General features: G+C 38.9%; 17 protein-coding genes. 2 read left to right on the top strand and 15 right to left on the bottom strand.

The window, feature by feature from the left end; genetic code table 11:
• Positions 1-154 precede the first annotated feature (154 nt).
• The 10 genes from JOC77_RS05290 to JOC77_RS05245 form a co-directional block, all read right to left on the bottom strand.
• Positions 155-1,534 carry an FAD-binding oxidoreductase gene (locus JOC77_RS05290; protein WP_204539736.1) on the bottom strand — a complete coding sequence of 460 codons (1,380 nt, stop codon included), beginning with the start codon at positions 1,532-1,534 and terminating at the stop codon, positions 155-157.
• Between the two features lie 91 nt (positions 1,535-1,625).
• Positions 1,626-2,963: an MFS transporter gene (locus JOC77_RS05285; protein ID WP_204539733.1), complete on the bottom strand. Its 1,338-nt coding sequence runs from the start codon at positions 2,961-2,963 to the stop codon at positions 1,626-1,628.
• 733 nt (positions 2,964-3,696) lie between these two features.
• Complete coding sequence (locus JOC77_RS05280; protein WP_204539730.1) at positions 3,697-5,202, bottom strand: tripartite tricarboxylate transporter permease; 1,506 nt, start codon at positions 5,200-5,202, stop codon at positions 3,697-3,699.
• Positions 5,203-5,214: 12 nt separating this feature from the next.
• Positions 5,215-5,664 carry a tripartite tricarboxylate transporter TctB family protein gene (locus JOC77_RS05275; protein ID WP_204539727.1) on the bottom strand — a complete coding sequence of 150 codons (450 nt, stop codon included), beginning with the start codon at positions 5,662-5,664 and terminating at the stop codon, positions 5,215-5,217.
• 111 nt (positions 5,665-5,775) lie between these two features.
• Entirely contained in the window at positions 5,776-6,561 is a 786-nt protein-coding gene (locus JOC77_RS05270; protein ID WP_204539724.1) for an SDR family oxidoreductase, read from the bottom strand.
• A 43-nt stretch (positions 6,562-6,604) separates the two neighbouring features.
• On the bottom strand, positions 6,605-7,594 hold the full coding sequence (locus tag JOC77_RS05265; RefSeq protein WP_204539721.1) for an NAD(P)-dependent oxidoreductase: 990 nt from the start codon (positions 7,592-7,594) through the stop codon (positions 6,605-6,607).
• A 41-nt stretch (positions 7,595-7,635) separates the two neighbouring features.
• Positions 7,636-8,634, bottom strand: a complete 999-nt coding sequence (locus JOC77_RS05260) for a tripartite tricarboxylate transporter substrate binding protein (protein WP_204539718.1) — start codon at positions 8,632-8,634, stop codon at positions 7,636-7,638.
• A gap of 34 nt (positions 8,635-8,668) precedes the next feature.
• On the bottom strand, positions 8,669-9,838 hold the full coding sequence (locus tag JOC77_RS05255) for a UxaA family hydrolase (RefSeq protein WP_204539715.1): 1,170 nt from the start codon (positions 9,836-9,838) through the stop codon (positions 8,669-8,671).
• Complete coding sequence (locus tag JOC77_RS05250; protein ID WP_204539712.1) at positions 9,835-10,140, bottom strand: UxaA family hydrolase; 306 nt, start codon at positions 10,138-10,140, stop codon at positions 9,835-9,837. The genes JOC77_RS05255 and JOC77_RS05250 overlap by 4 nt, the downstream gene beginning before the upstream one ends.
• 13 nt (positions 10,141-10,153) lie before the next feature.
• The gene (locus tag JOC77_RS05245) at positions 10,154-11,416 is read right to left on the bottom strand and encodes a nickel pincer cofactor-dependent isomerase, group 22 (RefSeq protein WP_204539708.1); all 1,263 of its coding nucleotides are present in this window, start codon (positions 11,414-11,416) and stop codon (positions 10,154-10,156) included.
• A 279-nt stretch (positions 11,417-11,695) separates the two neighbouring features.
• Here JOC77_RS05245 and JOC77_RS05240 point away from each other — a divergent pair, with 279 nt between their 5' ends.
• The gene (locus JOC77_RS05240; RefSeq protein WP_204539691.1) at positions 11,696-13,402 is read left to right on the top strand and encodes a dihydroxy-acid dehydratase; all 1,707 of its coding nucleotides are present in this window, start codon (positions 11,696-11,698) and stop codon (positions 13,400-13,402) included.
• A gap of 39 nt (positions 13,403-13,441) precedes the next feature.
• Here the strand turns inward: JOC77_RS05240 and JOC77_RS05235 are convergent, their stop codons facing one another.
• The 4 genes from JOC77_RS05235 to JOC77_RS05220 form a co-directional block, all read right to left on the bottom strand.
• Positions 13,442-14,356 carry a fumarylacetoacetate hydrolase family protein gene (locus JOC77_RS05235; RefSeq protein ID WP_204539687.1) on the bottom strand — a complete coding sequence of 305 codons (915 nt, stop codon included), beginning with the start codon at positions 14,354-14,356 and terminating at the stop codon, positions 13,442-13,444.
• Positions 14,357-14,396: 40 nt separating this feature from the next.
• A complete protein-coding gene (locus JOC77_RS05230) occupies positions 14,397-15,473 on the bottom strand; it encodes an Ldh family oxidoreductase (protein ID WP_204539682.1) in 1,077 nt (358 codons plus the stop codon).
• Positions 15,466-16,149: an RraA family protein gene (locus tag JOC77_RS05225; protein ID WP_204539677.1), complete on the bottom strand. Its 684-nt coding sequence runs from the start codon at positions 16,147-16,149 to the stop codon at positions 15,466-15,468. Before JOC77_RS05225 ends, JOC77_RS05230 begins: the two co-directional genes overlap by 8 nt.
• A gap of 64 nt (positions 16,150-16,213) precedes the next feature.
• On the bottom strand, positions 16,214-16,936 hold the full coding sequence (locus JOC77_RS05220) for a FadR/GntR family transcriptional regulator (RefSeq protein ID WP_204539672.1): 723 nt from the start codon (positions 16,934-16,936) through the stop codon (positions 16,214-16,216).
• A 196-nt stretch (positions 16,937-17,132) separates the two neighbouring features.
• Between JOC77_RS05220 and JOC77_RS05215 the strand changes: the two genes are divergently transcribed.
• Positions 17,133-17,759 (top strand): GntR family transcriptional regulator, encoded by a 627-nt coding sequence (locus JOC77_RS05215; protein WP_204539670.1) that lies wholly within the window; start codon positions 17,133-17,135, stop codon positions 17,757-17,759.
• Here JOC77_RS05215 and JOC77_RS05210 read toward each other — a convergent pair.
• The gene (locus JOC77_RS05210; protein WP_204539667.1) at positions 17,749-19,149 is read right to left on the bottom strand and encodes a hypothetical protein; all 1,401 of its coding nucleotides are present in this window, start codon (positions 19,147-19,149) and stop codon (positions 17,749-17,751) included. The genes JOC77_RS05215 and JOC77_RS05210 overlap by 11 nt on opposite strands.
• Positions 19,150-20,021 lie beyond the last annotated feature (872 nt).

Below are 20,021 nucleotides of genomic sequence, written 5' to 3'. Positions count from 1 at the left end.
CTTCGTTCTTAGCGGAGATTTGCTGCTTATTGTAGTTATAATTATTTTAAGAATGAGATAAAGATACAAGGATCCCATCCATAATGCGAAAAACCTAAAAACTCTTGCACCATATGAATTAATGGCGGAATGTGAAACTAGTGTCCTCTGCCTCTTAATCAATAAAGATCTTCCCGGGATTTAATATTCCTTTAGGGTCTAGTACATCTTTGATTCCTTTCATAACGTCTAAGGCTTCACCATGCTCTTTGCGCTGATAACCCATCTTTCCAACACCTACACCATGTTCTCCAGTACAAGAGCCTCCACGGTTTAAGGCATAATCTACTAAATGGGCATTAAGATTTTTAGCTTTTTCCATTTCTTCTGGGTTATTTAGATCGATCATCAAAATAACATGGTAGTTCCCATCTCCAACATGGCCAACGATGGCTCCATCCATACCGGATTCATCAATGGCAGCGCGTGCATCCTGAATTGCCCCGACCAATTCGGAAATCGGTACACATACATCCGTTACCATCATTTTCTTCCCGGGTGATTTATGAACAAATGCGTATGCCAGATTATGACGAACTTCCCACAGCTGTGAGCGTGCCTTGGAATCTGTTTCGAATAAAAACTCCTTACAACCGTTGTCCATTGCCAGCTTTTGAGCAAAATCTACATCGTACTTAAGCCCGGCTTCACTTCCGTGAAATTCAATAAAAAGGGTAGGCTTCTCGGGATAATCAGTATTGTTATATAGATTCACTTGTTTAATGGATCGTGCATCTACCAGTTCCATACGGGCAATCGGAATACCGGCAGATAATGTACTAACTACAGAAGTAACAGCGTCTTCCACGGTCGGAAATACAGCACGTGCCGCTGTAATGACTTCCGGTATACCGTACACACGTAAAGTAAGCTCTGTAAATATACCTAATGTACCTTCAGAACCCACAAACAATCCAGAAATATGATAACCGGAAGATGACTTTGCTGTCATGCTTCCTGTATGAATAATGCGGCCATCCGCCAGAACAACTTCCAGATCACGTACTTGATCGCGCATAATTCCGTATCTTACAGAAGTGGTGCCACTTGCATTCGTCGCAGCCATACCCCCAAGTGTGGCATCTGCGCCTGGGTCTACTGTAAAGAAAAGACCATGCTTTTTCAATACTTTATTTAACTGACTCCGAGTGACTCCCGGCTGCACCCGCACCAGGAAATCAGCAGGGCGTACCTCAAGTACAGAGTTCATGAGCTGAAAATCTAGCGAGATTCCGCCATGATAAGGAATGGCGTGCCCTTCTAAACTTGTTCCCAGGCCGAATGGAGTAACAGGAATTTGATTTTCATTGGCAAATTTCATAATTTCACTAACTTCTTCAGTGCTTTTCGGGAATACTACAACATCCGGAAAATGGGGAGTATGATAGGATTCATCCTTACTATGCTGTTCCAATACAGTAGGATTGGCAGTAACCTGTTCCTCCGGAATGATATTTTTTAATTGACTTACTAAGTCATTTTGTACGATCTTCATCACGATTCCTCCATTGCTGTAAAACATTTTTTTCTATAGATATACAAAAACAGGACTGCTATGGTAAATCTCTACTTCCCTATCGATTCTATTATCCATTCGATTCAAATTTCGCTGGTTGAATAGTTTTCTCTGATTTAGTGATTGTGTGTTCTTTCTTAATGCTGAATACCAAGAGACTGGATATGATGAGCAATGCCGCTAAAAAGAATAGCCCTGCCTGCATTTTTCCAGTAGCATCTACCAGATAACCCAGCGTATAAGGTCCAAGAAATCCTCCTAGGTTACCAACAGAATTTATGAACGCAATTCCGACTGCAGCTGCTGATTCAGTGAGAAAAAGTGCCGGCAATGACCAAAATGGACCTAAGAAGCTATAGATACCTATTGTTGCTATTGTTAAAAAGATAAGGGAGATTACGGGATCAGATGCCATTCCACTCCCTATTAACCCTACTGCTCCAACTAATGGCGGCAGCGCAATATGCAATTTCCTCTCACCCGTCTTGTCAGAATGGCGCCCCCATAATACCACTGCAATAGCACCCGCAATATACGGAATCATTGTAATGAGCCCAACCTGAGTATTAGTAGTTCCAGCCTGAGAAAATTCTTTAATTATAGTTGGCAGCCAAAATCCAATTGAGTATAATCCGGTTACCGTAGTAAGGTAAATGAGGGAAAGACGCAGCACTCTCGGATTTTTAAGGACTTCTTTTATTGAATGTTTTTCAGCTTTCGGTTTGGCTTTACGTTCCCTTTGCAGTTCCGCATTTAACCAATCCTTTTCTTCCTGTGAGAGCCACTTCGCATGATCAGGTCGATCAGTTAAGTAAAAATATGTAATTATTCCAAAGATGACCGCAGGTATCCCTTCCAGAATGAACAACCAGCGCCAGCCTTCCATTCCGGCCCAGGAGATATGATCCATAATCCATGTTGAAACAGGGGCGCCAATGATATTGGATGCTGCCAAGCCTGTTATGAGAAGTGAAAATGCCTTTGCCTGATCCTTTGACCGAAACCAATACGTGATGTATAAAATGATACCGGGAAAAAATCCAGCTTCTGCTACTCCGAGCAAAAATCTCAGAATATACATATGTGTTTCATTTTGAGCCCAGGCCGTGGCTACAACCACAAAACCCCAGCTTATCATTATTCTTGAAATCCATTTACTTGCACCAACACGGTGCAATAAAATATTGCTCGGAACTTCAAACAAAAAATAACCAAAAAAGAAGATACCGGAAATCAACCCCATTGTGGAAGCTGTCAGGCCCAGGTCTTCATTCATATCAAGTGCTGCATATCCAATATTCACTCGATCTAAAAAAGAAATGATATAAAGAATAAAAATAAAAGGAATAATCCGCAATGTGACTTTACGTATGACTCTTTTTTCCAATGATCCTGCTATTTGACCCATGATATACCACCCCTTTTTCATTACCGCTTTCACTTATATAAATTTTTCTTCATTCTTTTCTATTCCCAGATTTTTTCCAAATATCGAATGCCATTGCTGTGTACAAAATTCTATTTTATTGACACCTCAAACCAATTAAAAAAATATATGAATCTGATGATTTCAAGTTAAAACAAGGCAGCGAAGAAATAGGTAATAAATTAAAAAAATAAATATTAATATAGTAAGCAGCGGTTTTACTAATTATATATAATATTCAAAATTTTTCAATAAATAATTAAATAAATCAATGCAGATTTCTTCATAAAGCATAGCATTATGCACTGCTGATAGCGCTCAATAGTAGAAATGTAGTGTCTACTAGAAAGTTACTAAAACCTTGTCCTTTAAATAAATATAGGCTAACCCCAGTTTGGATTAGCCTTATTTAGGACTATGATTAAATTCCATAAAAGCCATTCAACAATTGGCTGTTAGTATGTTCTTCCTAGCCTAGAAAGAGAAAGAGGATCTTAACTTTGTATAAATGTTCATACAAGACAATAATCCCCTGTCTCGCTTATAAACGAGCCTGCTTCTCTTTTTACCAACAAACCAATACCGTTCCGCAGCGTTCCCTTACCATGGCAAGTGCCTTCCAAAAAAACTGTTTAATTCGTTGAACCTGACAGGGATGCTAGAATAATAATGTCTCCTTTACGTTTCCCGGCAGTTCATATCTTGTTTTCTTACATTACATATCAATATCACTTGCAAGAAAATCTTTTTTCTTACGGAAGCCTGCAATTAAGCTTAATAGCAGAATTACAATTGATAATACTAAAAGAGTCCCTGAAAGAGGGCGTTTAAACAATGCGAAGAAATCCCCTTCAAAAATAGTGAGTGATTGCATCAATGAATTTTCCATTAGTGCCCCTAGTACAAATGTTAAAACAATCGGGGCAATCGGGATATCCACCTTCTTGAAAATGTAGCCTATCAATCCGAACACCAGCATGGCGCCAACATCCCAAAGACTGTTATTAATGGTATATGTACCAGCAATCAGGACCATTAAAATAATTGGAAATAGCAGCTTGAATGGTATCATCGTAACTTTTGCCCATAATCCGGCCATTGGCAGGTTCATGATGAGCAAAATTAAGTTACCAATAAACATACTCGCGATGACACCCCAGACAAAATCAGGATTTTCTTTAAATAAGGTAGGACCTGGTGTCAGTCCATGCATAATGAAAGCCCCGAGGAGAATGGCAATCGTAGGAGAACTTGGAATACCAAGTGTAAACAAAGGAATTAAAGCCCCTCCACAAAAAGAATTGTTCGCTGTTTCCGGGCCTGCAACTCCTTCAATTGCTCCTTTTCCAAATCGCGACGGATCCTTTGCAATTTTCTTCTCCAAAGAATATGAGAGAATTGGCGGGATTACTGAATTGGTACCAGGTATCAAACCAATTAAGAAGCCTAGTCCTGTTCCCCTTCCAATTGATTTTAAAGAAGGCATCCACTCTTCACGTGAAGGCAGGAGGCCTTTAACCTTAGGTGGTTTTTCAGCCTTTAAATTTTGCTCTGCGCTAATTAAAATTTCTGATAATCCAAATAAACCCATAGCAATAACTACAAAATCAAAGCCATCCATCAGATAAGGCTGACCAAATGCAAAACGGGGAATTCCCGTGACTGGATCTAGTCCAACAAGTGCTAAAATCAAACCAAAGACAGCCGCCATCATTCCTTTTATGATCGATTTACCGATTAGCCCTATTACCATCGTCATTCCTAGTAACATAAGTGCGAAAAACTCCGGCGGACCAAACTTAAGCGCCATATTGGCTAATGGCGGCCCAACAAGTACTAAACCTAAGATAGAGAATGTCCCGCCAATAAATGATCCGATAGCTGAAATTCCTAGCGCTGTCCCAGCCCTGCCTTGCTTTGCCATCGGATGACCATCGAGGCAGGTAATAACAGAAGATGCTTCACCTGGTGTGTTTATCAGGACTGACGTAATCGTTCCGCCGTACATAGCACCATAATAGATCCCAGATAACATAACAATTGCAGATATCGGTTCCAGAGCGAAGGTTAAAGGAATTAGAACCGCTGTTCCAGCACTTGGTCCTAATCCTGGCAATACTCCAACTAACATACCGACTGTTACCCCAACTAAACAGAACACTAAATTCTGCCAAGTAAGGGCCGTTTCAAATCCTGATAATAAAAATCCTAATGAATCCATACGTTTGCCTCCTTACCATCCAAATGCATTGACAGGTAATGGAACACCTAAGAAAGATTTGAATACGAGAAATATGATTAGTGTGGTTATAACAGATGTACCTATAGCTTTATACCATTTCATTTCGCCAAAAAACAAAATGAACAATACAACTATTCCAGCAATAGTAAATCCTGCGTAAGGTGAAATAAGGATAAATAAAACAATGGAGGCCAATATTCTAATGATCTTACTCCGCTGCTTTCCTTTCGGAAAAACATCAGAAAAATAGATTTTATCCGATTTGAAAGCATTTACAATAAAGAACAGCGAAAGAACAATGAGCATACCGCTTAACCAAATTGGGAATAATCCAGGTCCGGGACCTATATTACTATAATATTCAAAGGATAAAGCCTGCCAAAAAACAAACCCTGCGAATGCTAGAGTAAAAACGCCTACCCAAATGTTTAGATTCTTCATGAGCATTACCTGCCTTTTACAATTTTGGGTTTATCAAAGTTGTAATATGTAATGTAACAAGAATGATAGAGTAGTTCCTTCATACTTCTTATGAAGGAACTACTCGTCTTTTTAGAGCGATTTCACCATTCCACCGTCCACCAGCAGTGAACTACCTGTAACATACGAATTGGCATCAGATGCTAAAAAGGTTACAATTTTAGCAAACTCTTCAGGATTTCCATACCGGCCAAGAGGGATTGTCTTTTTGGACGATTCCTCAACCTGGTGGCGGGAAATACCCTGCTTATCTGCCTTGAGCTGGTCAAGAAAAGCTACTCGGTCTGTCGCGATTCTCCCTGGTGCTACTGTATTTACTAAGATATTATGTGGTGCCAGTTCTTCAGCCAGACTTTTCGCAAGCCCTAGAACTCCCAAACGGAAAGTATTGGATAAAATTAACCCGGGAATTGGCTGCTTAATAGAAGAGGATGCTATATTTATAATTCTTCCACCATCTTTCTTCAGATCTGGAAGGACTTCCCGAATTAAACGTACATAGCTTAGAAGATTTAATTCAAAAGCTTGATACCAGTCTTTATCTTCAAAGTTTTCAAAAGTTCCTCCTGGTGGTCCTCCAGCGTTATTAATAAGAATATGAATGTCTCCCAAGGTCTCTCTAGTATGCTTTACTAGCGCTTTTATTTGTTCTTCCTTAGTAATATCCGATGGAAAATAGGCGACTCTCCCTTCTCCCAACTGCTGCAGCTCTTCCTTAACGGCCTGTAGCTTTTCTTCATTTCGACTAGTTAACATGACGTTTGCGCCTTCCATCACTAGCTGGGCCGCTATTGCTTTTCCCAATCCTTGACTGGATGCCACAACAAGCGCTGTCTTGCCTTCCAAGTTTAAGTTCATAATTTTCTCTCCTCGGGATGACTTCTTTTTTCAAAGTCAATATTCATTTTCCAGTTTTCACTTTACTTTTAACATCCAATACTAGGTGGTTGGGCACATTTCCTGCTTCTGCCCTTTCTATATTTTGAAATGCCGTTCTTAATACCCGGTTTAGTGTATCCCGAGTGCCAGCACCAATATGTGGAGAAGCAATTACATTGTCGAGTGTTAACAGAGGATTGTCCCGATTTGTTGGTTCGTTTTCCCAAACGTCAATTCCAGCACCAGCGATTTTCTCTGACTTTAGTGCTTGATATAGAGCATGTTCATCAACAATACCGCCTCTGGATACATTGATTAAAACTGCGTTTTCTTTCATAGTGGAAAGTTCCTTTTCTCCTAGTAACCCCTTTGTCTCAGGTAATAATGGAAGATGCAGGCTGACAATATCAGATTGGCGCAGTAATTCTTCTAAAGAGACGTAATTCGCCTGCAATTGTTCTTCAACCTCTGGTTCGACACGAAATTGATCGAAATAAATAACATTTGTACCAAATGCTTTTGAGCGTTTTGCCGCTTCTCTCCCAATATTTCCAAATCCAATAAAACCGTGAGTTTTTCCTTCCATTTCATAAGAAAAAGGCCGCAATTCCCACATTAACCAGTTTCCCTTTTTCGTCTCAATGTTTACCTTGGGAAGTTTTCGATAAAGAGCAAGAATTAGCAAAATGGTAAGCTCAGCTACACCGGTTGCATTTGCACCAGGCGTATTAGCTACTGGTAAAGAAAACTTTCTCGCTGCTTCTAAATCAATATTGTCAACACCAATTCCTGTTTTTTGTACAAGCTTTACGTTATTTGCTTTAGAAAAGACATCTTCGCCTAACTTTTCAGTTGCCACTATTAAATAATCTGCTTTTGGCAAATGTTCTTTCCTTTCTATATCGTTCAAATCATGCCAAAACAAAAGATCAAATCCTTGTGGCAAATGCTCATATATGATCTTTTTAAATTCTGGGAAAACATGATCAAAATAAATTATCTTAGGAATCACATTCGAGCCCCCCTTATAGTTTAATGATTTTAAACTATGACTTACCATCCCAATAGCTTACCTAGCTTCTTAACCTCAGCCTCATCGCTTTTAAGCAGATCCACGTAATCTTTCCCACCAAGGTAATTAACTTCAAGGCCTAACTTGCCCATTTTCTCTACCTGTTCTTTATTTTTTATTCCTTTTTCAAAAGCATCTTGAAGTATTTTAAGCTGTCCTGGATCAATTCCCTTTGGTGCTGCTAATCCGCGTGCTGACCAAGAGAAAACCTCAAATCCACTTTCTGCAAGTGTCGGTACATCAGCCAGGAATGGTGATTTTTCTTCACCCATAACTCCAATGATTTTTATCTTTCCTTCCTTATGAAGGCTCGTGAGTTCCCCAACATTAGCAAATAATACATCTACATGACCTCCTAGGACGGCTGTAACACTTTCCGCCGATCCTTTATTTTGAACGGCTTCAAATTTAGTACCCAATTGGTCATTCAACTTTAATGAGGCATAATGGTCATCACTGCCTACTCCAGTCGAAGTAGCGGTTAATCTGTGCTTTTTGGCATATTCAACTAGTTCTTCTATATTTGAAAAACGGTCTTCATCTGTACGAATAGCAATCGCACCCGGATCGGTAACATGGTTAGCTATCGGGGTAAAGCTTTCCAAATTTTCTTTTCGGTTAAACTTTGGATCAAGATAACCTGTCATAAAGTTAGGGGTATTAATATAACCGATTGTGTAGCCATCTGGTTTAGCGTTGGCCAATTCTGACCAGCCGATCCAGCCGCCTCCACCGGGTTTGTTAATAATGTTTACTGGTACTCCCAGGGCTTTTTCTACATAAGGCAGCATGATTCTTGCTCCCGCATCTGTTCCTCCGCCCGCTTCGTAGGCTACAATAACATTAATTGCTTTTTTAGGATATCCCTCAGCCTTAACCGAACCCTTTTCACTACCTTTGGACGATGATTGATTGCTGGCGCAACCCACAAGCACCAATCCCATTACCATTACTAAAAGGAATGACTTTAACTTTCTCATTTCTCTTGACCCCCTCTTTTTTGATGCATCTTCTTTATGGAAGACGCGTAATGCAGAATTGTTCATCATGTCCTAAAATTTCAGCTTTCATCTGTTTTCCTGATGCAACCTCAAGAATTTCTTGATAGATTTCCTCTCCCATTTGCTCTAATGTTCTATTTCCCAATAAAACTTCTCCTGCATTGATATCTATGTTTTCTTTCATTCGCTCATATGTCTTTGGGTTGCCCGTTATTTTAATAACAGGCACACCTGGAAATCCAGTTGGAGTTCCTCTTCCAGTCGGGAATAAAATAATTTGGGCGCCTGCTGCAACTAATCCTGTAGAAACTTCCCCATCATGGCCAGGCGAATCTAGTAAAAACAGCCCCTTTGATTTTGGCTGATGGCCATATTGAATCACTCCGCTGAATTGAGCTTTTCCAGACTTTTTCATACTCCCTAAAGATTTTTCAACCACACTGGAAAGGCCGCCATCATAATTACCTGTTGATATAAGATGTGTTCTTGCTTTGTTGCTAGATTGTTGTGTTTGTTTAAACAATTTGTCTTCTGTACGTCGAACGGTATCCATGATCTCACTTGCCACTTCTTCATTAACCGCCCTTCTCGCAAGAATTTTTTCTGTTCCTATCAATTCCGTAATTTCACTTAATATTGAAGAGCCTCCCTGATTCACAAGTTTGTCAGAAGCATGGCCAAGTGCTGGGTTTGCGATAAGTCCTGATGTCATATCAGACCCTCCGCAATTCAAGCCAATCATTAGCTCACTTACCGGAAATTCTACTCTTACCTGCCTTGAAGCCATTTGCTGCATCTCTCGGGCAATTCTGCTGCCTTTTTGAATAGCGGCTAAAGAATCACCTTCCTCTTGAATAACGACAGTTTCGAGCATTTTTTTCGAAGGTGCAATCCCGTTTGCTAGTTCATAAGGAGAAAAACGTTCACATCCCAATCCCACAACCACCACACCTGCGAAGTTAGGATTATTACCTATAGCGATAAGTGTTTTGGCCGTAACCTCAAGATCTTCACCTACTTGACTGCAGCCCACAGGATGTCGAAAGTAAACACTTCCTGGTACTTGATAAGCGATTCGTTCCGCTACTTTTGCTGAACAAAAAACAGACGGAATGATCGCAATATGATTTCGAATACCGATTTTATCATCTTTCCTTAGATAACCCATAAATGTGTCGCTCATTTTCCACCTCCCCTTTCACAAAACATGTTGTGGACGTGTATCCATTCACCTTTTTTTACCGGTGTGTTCGTCTTTCCTATTTCTTCCCCATATTTTAATACGCTTTCATTTTGTCCAATTGGTTCTATCGCCAATTTATGACCGAATGGAATATCTTCTAAGAGAAGGATCCATTCTTCTCTTCCATTGGAACTTACGTGGCATTGTTCTCCCTTTTTAAGATCCTGCAATGCTACAGCTACATTATCGGCAGGATCTATAATCAATGCAGACTTTTGGGTGTATGCTGCCACATCAACCATCCGAATACCTCCTTTAATTTATATTTGATAGTTTGACAGATAGGTTTTCCCGTTCATCAAATGAAAGCTGATAAGATCTGATTATTTCAAAAGAGATGTTCAATTCTTCAAGTTCCTTTATTATGCTTTTCGAAACTAATACTCTGCCTAAATGAAGTGTATTGGGTATTTGTATAATTTTAAGTTTATTATGATCTACATCAGGACCTAAGCTTTGTATGGCCGTTTCTATAGCTTCCTTTTCAGTTTGATAGATTAAAGGAAACATAGCTCTTTGCAAATATGTACTTGTTAATGCATTTGTATAAGTAGAGTTTTTATCAATTTTATTGAAGAGCACTTCAGTCATAAAATCCGCAAGTCCAACTCCTTGAGCATTGCCGAAGGATTTTTCTGCTAAATCCATCACTGCAATCCGTTTTATTCTAGGGCTTTCAGGTTCTGGCACCCCTTCTATCCGCCACCTTCCAATGATATTAGGATCCATTCCTGTCCCACTAAAGCATTTACCCATCTCTTCTACGATTAGTAAATCAATGTCCTCAACAGGCAGGCTAGGCATCATTTGTTTAGACCTATTAAGAAGCTCATTTTCTTTTTTATGCCAATCTTCTTTTGATACTCCTACGATATCAGCGGTTTCGTCATATCCATTTTCAATAATGGCGAGACCAAAAAGGATAGGCGATAGCTGCAATGCTAGTTTGGATACGCTTTCAATTGTTTCCGCCATTTTTAGGGCACCGCCCTGGTGAATATAAGTTGCTCCTTTTATTTTCCCAAGCCCGATTGCTACCATTTTACTAAGTCCACTTTCAACATTTCCACGAAATGCGGTATGTGCTTTTACACGATTGATCACTATAATTCCATCAGCATTAAAGGCATTCCGATCCATGTAAACCGGTACTCCCTGTTCTGTTTTCCCAATGGTTTCAACTTCCATGGATGAGTGGATTGGTGCTCCAATTGTTTGTTCATTTATCCCAAGGTGTTCTAATACTTCGACTTGCCCGGCTGCAGTCGCTCCACCGTGACTTCCCATCGCTGGGACTAAAAAAGGGCTAAATCCTTTTGCCTTCAAAGTCTTTACTATAACGTTCAGGATAAATGAAATGTTCGTAATACCTCTGCTTCCTGCTGTGATTGCAATAGAAGCATTTGCAGGCAAAGATGAATTAGAGAAACCTTTGTCTATTTCTTCTTTAATTTTTGCTTCCATAAGGTTTATGGATGTAGATTGAAAATGCTGTTTAATCTCAAACATTTCAAACATAGTAACCCCTCTAATTCATTTAATATATTAATATGGTCTGACCAATTTATCTACAAAAATTTTTCACTGCTAAACCTGTGGGGGAAATATATAAACTAATTTTATATTAAATCTGAAAATTTTGTCAACTTATTTATTTTTTATTTTTTCATGCTGTATCAGCCCATTTTTTGTTTGTTGAATAATTCCTTTAATGCTATGATTTCTATGTAAGTAATAGAATATTCTTAATTTAATTGGTCATACCATATTATTTAATTAAAGAAAAGGGGTTTCTATATGAAGGTACCTGAAAAAAAAGGGCTGACTTCTTATGGCGATGCTGGATTTAGCCAATTTATTCGCCAGGCGTTTAACAGACATCTTGGATTTGATGAGGAGGATTTCAAAAAGCCTGCTATTGGGATATGCAATACAAGAAGCGAGATTAACCGGTGTCACACTCATATCGGGCCGCTGGTAGAAGCGATTAAAAAGGGGGTTTTAATGGCAGGAGGAATCCCCTTAGAATTTCCAACTATCTCACTTGGAGAAATCAACACTAGTCCTACTACTATGTTATATCGAAACCTCGCTGCAATGGATACAGAGGAAATGATCCGTGCACAGCCTATAGATGGAGTTGTGTTAATTGGCGGATGTGATAAGGTCACACCTTCACAGTTAATGGGGGCCGCCAGTGCTGATATTCCCTCCATTATTATTACAGGTGGACCAATGAACAATGGTGAATATGAAGGTAAAACGCTTGGGGCTTGCTCGGACTGCCGTTTTTTCTGGCAAGAATATCGCGGTGATAATATAACTGAACAGGAAAAGGATGCTATTAATGAAGCTTTGGCTCCAACCGCCGGTCACTGCATGGTAATGGGCAGCGCAAGCACTATGGCCGTTTGTGCTGAAGCTATGGGCATGATGCTTCCTGGAGGTGCTGCAATTCCGGCTACACATAATGGCCGTTTGAAACATGGTATTGAGACAGGAAAAAAGATTGTAGAACTTGTAAATAAAGGAATAACACCTTCTCAGATTATTACAGAGAAATCCCTTGACAATGCTGTCAGAGCACTTATGGCCGTTGGTGGTTCTACAAATGCGGTCATTCATTTAATTGCAATCGCAGGGCGTCTTGGAATAGAGCTGCCTCTTGAACGCTTTGATGAATTAAGCAAAACAACACCTTTTATAGCCAATTTACGTCCAGCGGGCAAATACCAAATGGAAGATTTTTTTAAAGCTGGGGGTACTCCAGCGGTACTGAAAGAGCTCGAGTCTCTGTTGCATTTAAACGAATTAACAGTAACAGGAACTACAATGAAAGAAAATTTAAGAGATGTTACCATTTCTAATGTTTACCGCGATATCATTTATCCATTTGAACAACCCTTACATAAGGATGGTGGAATAGCTGTATTAAAGGGGAATCTTGCACCAAATGGCGCCCTAATCAAGCCTAAAGCCGCTTCAAAAGATTTACTGAATCATAGAGGAAGAGCAGTTGTCTTTGCTTCTATCAAAGAACTTGAGACTATGATTGATGATCCATCTCTGGATATTCAAGCAGATGATATATTAATATTGCAAAATGCTGGTCCTGTCGGAGCACCTGGTATGCCAGAAGCAGGAATGATGCCCATTCCTCAATATTTACTAAAAAAGGGTGTTAGAGATATGATTCGAATTTCGGACGCACGTATGAGTGGTACCGCATTTGGGACAGTTATTCTTCATGCAGCCCCTGAAGCAGCAGTAGGCGGGCCTATAGGACTTATACAAACAGGAGATATGATTGAGGTAAATGTTGAAAACCGAAAGCTTGAACTTCTCGTTTCAGAAGAAGAATTAACAATGAGGAGAGCAAAATGGACACCCCCAGCTATTGCTTCAAGAGGTTATGTCCAGATGTATCAAAAGCATGTTATGCAGGCTGATAAAGGCTGTGACTTTGATTTCCTCCTAGCTCTTCAGAAAGAAAAAGTTAAATAAAGAAAAGCCGCCAGCTTTGTGATGGCGGCTTCTTTCATATTATTTTTTAGAAGCTACTGGCTCTTCTTGATCTTTGTTATGCTTAACTTTTAAGTCCTGAACCTTATTTACAAGTGTTTCAAAACCTTCAATCTGGCATTCTACAATATCTCCGTCACGGATGACAACAGCACCAGGGGTTCCTGTTGAAATGATGTCTCCAGGTAATAAGGTCATTACTTTAGAATGAAATGAAACTAATTGCCAAGGGCGAAAAGTCATGTTTGCAACAACATTTTCGCGGTGAATATTTCCATTAATCACAGTTGCAACATTTAAATTAAGAATATCTTTAATTTCATCCAGCGTTACAAGCTCAGGACCAAAACTAAAGAATGTATCAAAGCTTTTGGATCGAGTTAAATACCGTGGATTTTTTTGTAATATGTCTTCAGCAGTCATGTCTATAATGGTCGTTAACCCTGCTACTACATTTGGTGCATCCTCTTCAGATATATCTTTACATTCTTTACCTATAATAATCCCCAACTCCGCTTCAGCAGTTGTTCGCTCAGATTGTAATGGAACTTCAATAGTATCATTAAATCCGATAATAGCCGTATCTGGTTTCATAAAGCTCGCAGGTTCAGTGTTAGGTGCTTTCTCGCTTAAATCTGAAGCATGTTCCACATAGTTCAGTCCTATACCCCATATTTTTCTTGGATGCTTGTACAATGGGGCATATTCAATCTGTTCCTTAGAAATGATCTGTGCTGACTGCTCTAGCTCTTGGCTTCCTTCTGTCTCATACCATTCTTTTAAGCTATTAAGCTGGTCCTTCCTAATGATCTCAAAAAGGGTTGTTTCAAAATTCTGCTTAAATTGTTGATTAATAAAGTCTATAAGTACTGCCCCACTCTTTGTTATAACCGCTGCCTTTTCTGTTCCGTTTGTTACGATTGTAGCTAAGCGCATGTTTTCATTTCTCCTTTTTTATATGCATTTATTTTGCTTATCATGTAACCAGCTGATCTATTAAAGATTCTTTAATGTTGTATTTCTGTGCTAGTGTTACTATTTCTGAAACCGTCTCTTTTCCTAGCGGGATACCATTTTTCCGCCGATCTAATTCGTTTTCCATCTCAATTTCGCCCGGCAGGTAAATTTTCTCTACTCCCTCCATTAATGGTAAGGCACGTATCTCTCGGATCATTTGATCAATTCTATGTTTAAACACATCTAAGTCCTGAAACAAATCTGCACGCATGACTAGAAAAAACTGGCCTACATTTTGTTTATCAATGAAGTTATTGTAAAGGTCCCCAATAAAAGGGCCATACGCAGCTCCTGTAAATAAAGATGATAAACACTCTACAAGAAAGGCAATTCCATACCCCTTGTGTTCTCCTACTGGCAGCACTACCCCATTTATAGCCTCTTTTGGATCAGAGGTTGGAGTTCCCTCTGAAGATAAAGCCCACCCTAGAGGGATTTGCTGGTTTCTTTTTTCTGCCAGAATAATTTTACCCCTGGCAACCTTACTTGTAGCCATATCAAAAATAATATCTTTTTCCTGACCGGCTGGGATACCATAGGATATAGGATTCGTGCCAAAAAACCGCTCTTTCGCACCCCATGGCGGCATAGTCGATGGAGCATTTGTGGTTGCAATAGCTATACAATCATTTTCTACTGCTATACGGGTATAATCAGCTAACATGCCACAATGGTTTGAATTTTGTATTCCCACCATTCCTATCCCTGACTTCTTTGCTTTTTGAATGGCTTTTTTCATTCCATAATGTGCAATAGGAATACCGGAGCAATTCTGAGCATCAATTAGAAGACTAACGGGTGTTTCTTTCGAATGGATCGGATTAAACTCTCTATTCACAAGTCCTTGCTCAAGTCTTTTTGTATAAATCCCTACACGGCTCACACCATGAGAATCTACTCCTCTTAAATTAGCGTTTACCAAGTGCTTTGTTATGGATAAGGCTTGCTTTCGATCGAGACCGGCATTTAGAAAAATTTCTTCTACCAGATTTTCTAAATCTTTGCTTTGGACACGCTCTTCTGCAAGATTAATCAAGGATCTCACATCCTTTTTTGTTTAAAACGTCATCTACCCACTTTCGATCCCATTGCCCGTTATAAATGGACTGAATGATCTCTGATTCCTGACGTTCAACCGCCTTGGCCTTTTCTAATATCTCTAAAGCTTCTGCTTTTGGAACAACGATTACTCCATCACCATCCCCGACAATTAAATCCCCGGGCTCAACAGGAACATTTCCGCAGCTAATTATTGTATTAATCTCACCTGGTCCCTCTTTATAAGGACCTCTAGGTGTTCCTCCTTTTGAAAATACCGGAAATCCCATTTTTGCAATACCATCTAAATCTCTTACTGGTCCATCTACAACATATCCCGCAATTCCTTTGGTTTTTGCATAATGGCACATAATTTCACCAAGAATGGCATTACCCATGTCACCAAATGCATCAATCACTATGACATCACCTGGTTGTGCCAGATCCATGGCTTTATGTACAAGAAGATTGTCAGAAGGATGCGTCCGGACCGTAAAAGCGCTTCCAACTAAATGTATACCTGGATGATTTACTGGTTTAATTCTATGATCCATAGCCCAAAGCCTGCCCATTACATCACCAATATTGGACGTTGCTATCCCCCTAAATTGTTTAACAATAATCGGGTCTATCCGTTCAAAATCTTTTTTGATTCGAAAACCAACATTACCCATTATGTTCCTCCTAATTAATTATTAAAATAGTATGGTCTGACCACTTTAGAGGAAAAGAACCAGTTTAAATTGGTTCTTTCTTTGTAGTACGGTTAGACCAAAGCTTTCTTTCATTTAGGATGAGATGCTTCCGCATAGTTTCAGCGGCTCTTTTGGGATCTTTACTTTTCAGACTATCTAAGATGTCATTGTGTTCCTCATATACTTCTGCAAATCGACCTGGTACTTTTGAAGATTGTAACTTACTAATCCGCATACCTTCTTCAAATTTTTCAGCTACATTATCAAAGACTTCTTTATAAATTGAATTATGAGAAGCAAGGATTATAGAATAATGGAACATATAATCTTCCTCTAACCCTAAAGCTCCAGTTGAATGGGCTTCTAATAATTTTTTTTGCGCCTCACTAATCATTCTTATATCTTCATCTGTGGCTTTTACTGCAGCCAAAGCTGCAGCCTCTACTTCAAGGCCCCGTCTAAACTCCAGAATTTCTGTATAATCCTTTTGATTTAGCAAATGATTAGTAACACGTCCTGCTATGCTTTCGCCATGAAGGTCTTTCAAAAAAATCCCGGCTCCAGACCTTTTTTCAATAATGCCATTGGCTTGCAAAACACTCATCGCTTCACGAACCGCCGTCTTACTCACTTGAAATAGAGTCACTAACTCATTTTCAGATGGAAGCCTTTCACCAGCAGAAATTTTCTCTTCCTCAACGTATTCCTCTATTGCAAGTATAATTTCTTCAAATAATCTTCTCTTTTTTATCGGTTTTAAAGCCATTTAATCACCATTTCTTTTAGCTGCCCTCGTGTTGATATTATTTTATCATATGGTCTGACCAAAATTAATATACGATATATTTCCCCTTATTTAAATATTAATTAAATTCTAAAAGTTAGTCAATACCATTTCTATGTTTTTATTAAACCCTTTTTGTTAAAATAAGATTATTCCAAACAATAAAGGGTGTCCCATTATGGATAAAACATATCATTTACGCTCGGTTCCAAGAATGTTTGAAGAAGTTACACGCTCCATTATCAGCTATATACATGATGAAAATCTTGAGAAAGGTGATAAACTGCCTCCCGAAAGAGAATTAAGCGAACTACTAGGAGTCAGTCGATCTTCTGTAAGAGAAGGACTTCGAATATTGGAGCTTTTAAAATATTTAGATTCTCGCCAGGGTGGAGGTACATTTGTTTCAAAGCCTGCCCCCTTTCTTATACCCTATCGTCTGATTAGTCAAAGTGTGGAATTGTCCACCATGCAAAAATATTTTGAAATGGCACTTTTGAATGCTAAACAGATTATTTTGCTTTCCTTAGAGGAAAAGACATCTGTCAACCTTCAACAAAGCAATTCAAATGATACTTGGAAGGAGTTTTCTGCGTGGATAAATGAATTGGGCACGCAGCTTTCAAATGACTTTTATTTATCACTCTGGAATAACATCTACCCCTTGCTTGTGGAAAAGGATTATTTTTCACACATTAAGGCAGACTTTGAAATCAATGAATTAAAGATTGCATTTTACAAAAAAGACCGACAAACCTTGCTTGCATTTCTTGATTCTTTTATTCTCAACTGTTCTAATGAATGAGGTTAACAAATAACACTCCGATGACAAACATGGTCAGAAGGTACACGCCATTCCATTTTAATCCTACTGATAATCCCGGATGCTGAACAGCGCTGCTCACCAGTAAATTCAATGGATTTACAGGACTTAAAACAGCGGATATAGCCCATGAAACCATAAGAAGCAACGCAATAACAGGTGGAGTAGTTCCAATAACATAAGGATCTATTTGAGTGGCTAATGCTGTAACCACAACAATTTGGTGAATACCGATAAAGCATAGAAGGACCACGGCACAAATGATCGAAATTGTAAAAAAAAGAAAAGATATGCCTGCCAAATCATTTAATGCACTGCGTAAACCAGCTGAGAATTGTGTACCTGTCAGTGCTTTGCCAAACAAACCAGCACTTATGAATAATATCGTTTCATTGTCCATGTTGGGAAGGGAATGTCTTCTAAAATCAGCAAAGGATCTCTTGGCATGGGCCCATCTCTTTTTCAATAAACACCAAATAATCGGATAAATAATAGAGGTTAAACTGACTATCAGCATCATCGGCCATTTTGTAAGAAATTCAAGGACAAAAATGATGCCCATTAAGAAAGCCAGCGTCACACATAAATGAATAAACTGCTTCGTTTGGTCCCTTTCTATAGGGATTTTTTTTTGCTTTGCAGTAACTTTTGGAAAATTGACTGGGCTTTTTTGTTTCATATAGATCCGAAAAAGAATATTACCGGCCAATAACTGAATAAAGGCTAAAGACAAACCTAAGGGCAAGTATTCCGAAACTGGCACTTTTAAGTAGTACAGAACTAATGCTACAGATGCAAAATAAGGAGACCACAGAATGACAGTTGAAAATCCAACTAAATAGGATTTTGCCAATAAAAAAGAAGGTAATTTCAAGTCCTTGATTGTTTCATGTAAAAGACGAATAGAGCCAAGATTCAAAATGGGCCCTAGACAAAAAATTAAGAACGAGATTCCTCCAAACAACTTGCTGGAATCAGATGATATTTTTTTAAGAAAATACTCCACTGTATGAAAATAACCCTCAAGTTTCAAAGGAATGGCCAGTAAGGGTACTAAAATCACTAATGTTAAAAGTGGTAAATTAGAAGTGACTCCACTTGATATTTCATAAATATTTGAACCCTTGGAAATAAATATGAAAACACCTGAAAAAAACATCAGCAAAGATAGTATCCTAGGTATAGTTTTTGCCGAAAAAAGGCTTATTAGAAAAGCAATGACACTCAATAAAGAGAGAAACAATTCTACTAAAATGGTATGAACAAAGTAACTTAGTAAATAGGTTAAGCACAATGAAATAATTAAATAGTTTTTAACTTGTACACTAGAATTTAACCTATGGGCCACTTGTGCTTGTGGAATAATAAGCATTCCTCCCTTTAATAAAACTCCACACACTTAACCCTTACTAAAACAGCCATAGAATACGGGATGGATTATATATAGTGTTTCTTTTAGGCTGTTTTCGCAAACTTTGTTGCTATCGAACAAGGAGGGGTTGATTTCCTCTCCAGGTTGCTCGCTTTCCGCGGGGCGGGCGGTGAGCCTCCTCGGCTTTGTCTGCGGGGTCTCACCTGTCCCGCTGCTCCCGCAGGTGTCTCGCACCTTACGCTCCAATCAACCTGATTTAATAATGAAATGACTTTGTTTTAAAAATTATTAAATAACAACAATCTTTAAGTTTTCTTTTAAATTTCCGTGTCAGACATAACGCAGCTATTATCTAATCCTCCTTTTTATGTTTTAAATATTCAAACTATTATGATAATCTACTATATCTGTTTAAATGTAAAGAAAATAGAAAGGTAACTATAACTACTCGGCAGAAGTTACTTTTCTATTACATGGAAAATTACACCTTAAATTGGACTGGAGGAACCGTCACTATATTTACAACTTCATTTGAAACAACTGCCATTTCGACATAGCTTTGCAAATGCCAGTGCACTTTGACCAGCCGGTCACATTGATCAACATCCGGTCGCCATCTCAGGGGCCGACTTTTCTTGTCAATATCGTAAGTGGCGAAATTCTTTGATGTAATAACAGCTGTGCAACATTAGTTGGTGAAGGTTAACTGAGAGCCTTTTGTTGCAGCAGATGCCGGAAGTGTTTTTCCATAAGTCCGTCGTTCATCTTCTGCGAACCATTACAAGTAACTTGCGGCAAAACTAACTCCCCCCTTGCGATCATTGTAAGGTTCCCCATTTGAAAATGATGATTCAGCTACTTCGTCTTTATAT

Source organism: Peribacillus deserti (assembly GCF_016909175.1).
GTDB lineage: Bacteria > Bacillota > Bacilli > Bacillales > DSM-1321 > Paraperibacillus > Paraperibacillus deserti.
Note: the sequence above shows the minus strand (reverse complement) of the source record. Positions and strands in the feature narration are given on the sequence as shown.